Source organism: Rhodoplanes roseus, assembly GCF_003258865.1.
Lineage (GTDB): Bacteria > Pseudomonadota > Alphaproteobacteria > Rhizobiales > Xanthobacteraceae > Rhodoplanes > Rhodoplanes roseus.
The window spans coordinates 1-3,500 of sequence record NZ_NPEX01000430.1 but is presented as its reverse complement, the minus strand read 5'-3'; the positions used below and the strand labels follow the sequence as shown (position 1 = coordinate 3,500).

The window sequence follows — 3,500 nt, the reverse complement described above, 5'->3', positions numbered from 1 at the left end:
GTTCGCACCTTCGGTGCGCCCCGGAATGACGCTGAACCGATCAACTGAATGGGGATGATGTAGGCCCGGCATGATCCTGGAACTTCTCGCCAACGCCATCAGCACGGGCGTGCTGCTCGGCTGCCTCTATGCGGCGCTCGCGCTCGGGCTGGCCGTGTCGTTCGGGCTGCTGCACATCCCCAATATCGCCCACCCGGTGTTCGTGGTGACGGGCGCCTTCGCGGCGACCGTGTTCAATGCGATGGGCTACGATCCGCTGCTGGTCTCGCTGCCGCTCGCCATCGTCTTCTACGGTGCCGGCATCGTGTTCTTCGAGTTCTACTCGCGCATCTACGAGAAGCGCGGCGAGGCCGACACCATGCAGGCGCTGACGCTGTTCTTCGGCGTCTCGCTGGTGATCGAGACCGTGCTGGTGATGAAGTTCGGCGCCGACCAGCGCTCGACCGACGTCGACTATGTCGGGCAGAGCCTGGTCCTGGGCCCGGTCGTGATGCCGTATCGGTTGCTGATCCCGGCCCTGGTCGCGCCCGTGATGGTCACGGCGCTGTGGCTGTATCTGAAATACACCTATGCGGGTATCGCCATCCGGGCCGTGGCGCACGACGAGCGGGCGCTGTCGGTGAGCGGCATCAATCCGGGCTGGATCAAGCGGCACGCCTTCGGGATCGCCGCCGCCACGGCCGCGATCTCCGGCGCTGCGCTCGTGATCGTCGGGCCGATCGATCCGTTCGCCGGGCGCATGCAGATCGGGCGCGCCTTCGCGGTCGTCATCCTGGCCGGCATGGGCTCGATCCCCGGGACGCTGGCGGCCGGCATCCTGATCGGCGTCACCGAGGCGCTGGTCGGCGCCTTCGGCAGCCCGTCCTGGGCGCCCGCCGTGGCCTTCACGATGCTGCTCGCGACGCTCGCCTTCAAGCCGTCCGGGCTTTTTGGAGCGGCCCGATGAGTCTCCGGGAGGGCGCGATGGAGTTTGCCGTTCGCCGCACCGGACGTTCGCCGCGGGCGGGCCGATCGCTCGCCTTCGCGCTCGGCTGCGTCGCCGTGCTGACGCTCGGCGTGGTGCTCACCCGGACCGTCGAAAATCCCTACATCTTCTTCGCCGGCTACGTGGTGATCCAGTACGTCGCCGTGGCGACCGGCTGGAACGTGCTCGGCGGCTATGCCGGCTACATCAATTTCGGCCCGACCGCCTTCTACGGCGTCGGCGTCTACGTGGCGGCGTTCCTGGTCAAGGCGACGGGGGCGCCGCTGCCCGTGACGATCGCGGCGGCCGGCGCCACCGGCGCGCTGCTCGGCCTCGCCATGGGCTGGATGACGCTGCGGGTGCAGGGCGTGTATTTCGCCATCGCCACCATCGCGCTGGTCGTGATGGCCGAGACCGTGGTCCACAACATCGACTATCTGGGCGGCGCCTCCGGGCTCGCGCTGATGCCGCCGCAGGCGCCGGCCTGGGCGGGCGGCCAGCCGCAGTTCATGCTGATGGTGATGCTCGGCATCGCGGTCGCCTTCGTGGCGCTGGCGCGCTGGATCGAGATCTCCGCCATGGGGCGCGGCCTGCGCGCCCTCAAGGCCAGCGAGGTCGCGGCCGAATGCGCCGGCGTGCCGACCTTCCGGCTCAAGCTGATCGCCTGCGCGGTGTCGGGGGCCATGCTGGCGATCGCCGGCGCGCCCTACGTCTACTACGCCTCGTTCATCGAGCCCGGCACCGCCTTCAGCCTGGCGCTCAGCCTCAACGCTATCGCCATGCCGCTGATCGGTGGCAAGCGGAGCTGGGTCGGGCCGGTGCTCGGCGCGCTGCTGCTCGCCACCGTGCAGCAGGCGGCGAGCGTCACCATCTCGTCCGAGCTGAACATCCTGGTGGTCGGGGTCGTGCTGATCCTGTTCGTCGCCGTGGCGCCGGACGGCATCGTCGGCATCGTCGAGAAGCTGACCCGGCGGAGGGGCGCATGAGCGGGCCGATCCTCGAGGTGCGCGGCGTCGAGCAGCGGTTCGGGCCGTTCCAGGCGCTCGGACCGGTCGACCTGGTGCTGCACCGGGGCGAGCGGCTCGGCATCATCGGACCGAACGGCTCCGGCAAGACGACGCTGATCAACTGCATCAGCGGCACGCTGCGGCCGCAGCAGGGCCGCGTCGTCTTCGACGGCGTCGACGTCACCGACCTGCCGCCGCACCGCCGCGCCCGCATGGGTCTTTCACGCAGTTTCCAAATACCAAAACCCTTCACCGGCATGACCGTGCTGGAGAATCTGCTGGTGCCGATCGACCAGATCAGCCCCTCGGCCGACGCGGAGGACCGCGCCCTCGCGGTGCTGGAGTCGGTCGGCCTGCAGCGCCGCGCCGGGCACGAGGCCGGCGGCCTGTCGCAGCTCGAGCTGCGCAAGCTCGAGCTCGCCCGCGCCCTGGTGGTCGAGCCCAAGGTGCTGGTCGCCGACGAGGCGATGGCCGGCCTGTCGGAGGGCGAGATCGACGACGTCTTGGCGATCCTGACGCATCTGAGCGCCACCGGCATCGCCGTCATCATGATCGAGCACATCATGCATGCGGTGATGCGTTTCTCCACCCGCATCGTGTGCTTCGAGACCGGCCGCACCATCGCCGATGCGGCGCCCGACGTGATCGCCGCCGATCCCCTCGTCCAGAAGGTCTATTTCGGTGAACAGACTCGTCATTGAGGGACTGAGCGCCGGCTACGGCGCCGTCACGGTGCTGCGCGACGTCTCGATGGAGGTGCGCGAGGGCGAGTTCGTCGCGCTGCTCGGCACCAACGGCAACGGCAAGAGCACGCTGCTCAACACCGTTCTGGGCCTGGTGAAGCCCACGGCCGGCCGGGTCGCGCTGGAGTGGGACGGACGCAGCGTCGCGCTCACCGGGCTGGCGCCGCACGCCGTCGTGCGCGAGGGCATCGCCATCGTGCCGGAAGGCCGCCGGCTGGTGCCGAATCTCAGCGTGACGGAAAACCTGCTGCTCGCCGGATCGAGCCCGCGCGGCCGGCCCGGGATCGCCGACCGGCTCGCCTACTGCTTCGACACGTTCCCGATGCTGAAGGAGCGTCGCGCCCAGCTCGCCGGCACCATGAGCGGTGGCCAGCAGCAGCTCCTCGCCATCGCCCGCGCGCTGATGTGCGCGCCGACCGTGCTGGTGATCGACGAGCCCTCGGTCGGCCTCGCGCCGATCGTCGTCGGCCAGGTGTTCGAGGCGATCGCCCGCCTGCAGGAGACGTCGCGGCTGACCATCCTGATGGCGGAGCAGAGCTTCTTCCAGGCGGTCGACGTCGCCTCGCGGGCCTATGTGATGCAGCACGGCCGCATCATCCGCACCCTCGACCGCGCCGACGGCGCCATCGACCACGCCGAGATTCGCCGCGCCATGATGGGCGTCGCGGCGGCGTAAGCACGGCTTCCGCTCCTCATAGCAGCAGCGATGATTTCTCCCCCGTCATGCCCGCGCTCGTCGCGGGCATCCACGTCTTTTCTGAGTGCCGCGGCCAAAGACGTGGATGG

At 69.5% G+C, this 3,500-nt stretch carries 4 protein-coding genes; all 4 read left to right on the top strand.

Annotated elements, in window-relative coordinates; genetic code table 11:
- Positions 1-70 precede the first annotated feature (70 nt).
- The 4 genes from CH341_RS29580 to CH341_RS29565 are packed head-to-tail and all read left to right on the top strand — an operon-like array spanning position 71 to position 3,390.
- A complete protein-coding gene (locus CH341_RS29580; protein WP_111422939.1) occupies positions 71-946 on the top strand; it encodes a branched-chain amino acid ABC transporter permease in 876 nt (291 codons plus the stop codon).
- Between the two features lie 17 nt (positions 947-963).
- Entirely contained in the window at positions 964-1,950 is a 987-nt protein-coding gene (locus CH341_RS29575) for a branched-chain amino acid ABC transporter permease (protein WP_111422937.1), read from the top strand.
- The gene (locus tag CH341_RS29570) at positions 1,947-2,672 is read left to right on the top strand and encodes an ABC transporter ATP-binding protein (RefSeq protein WP_111422935.1); all 726 of its coding nucleotides are present in this window, start codon (positions 1,947-1,949) and stop codon (positions 2,670-2,672) included. The genes CH341_RS29575 and CH341_RS29570 overlap by 4 nt, the downstream gene beginning before the upstream one ends.
- A complete protein-coding gene (locus CH341_RS29565) occupies positions 2,653-3,390 on the top strand; it encodes an ABC transporter ATP-binding protein (RefSeq protein ID WP_210208670.1) in 738 nt (245 codons plus the stop codon). The genes CH341_RS29570 and CH341_RS29565 overlap by 20 nt, the downstream gene beginning before the upstream one ends.
- Positions 3,391-3,500: the final 110 nt, after the last annotated feature.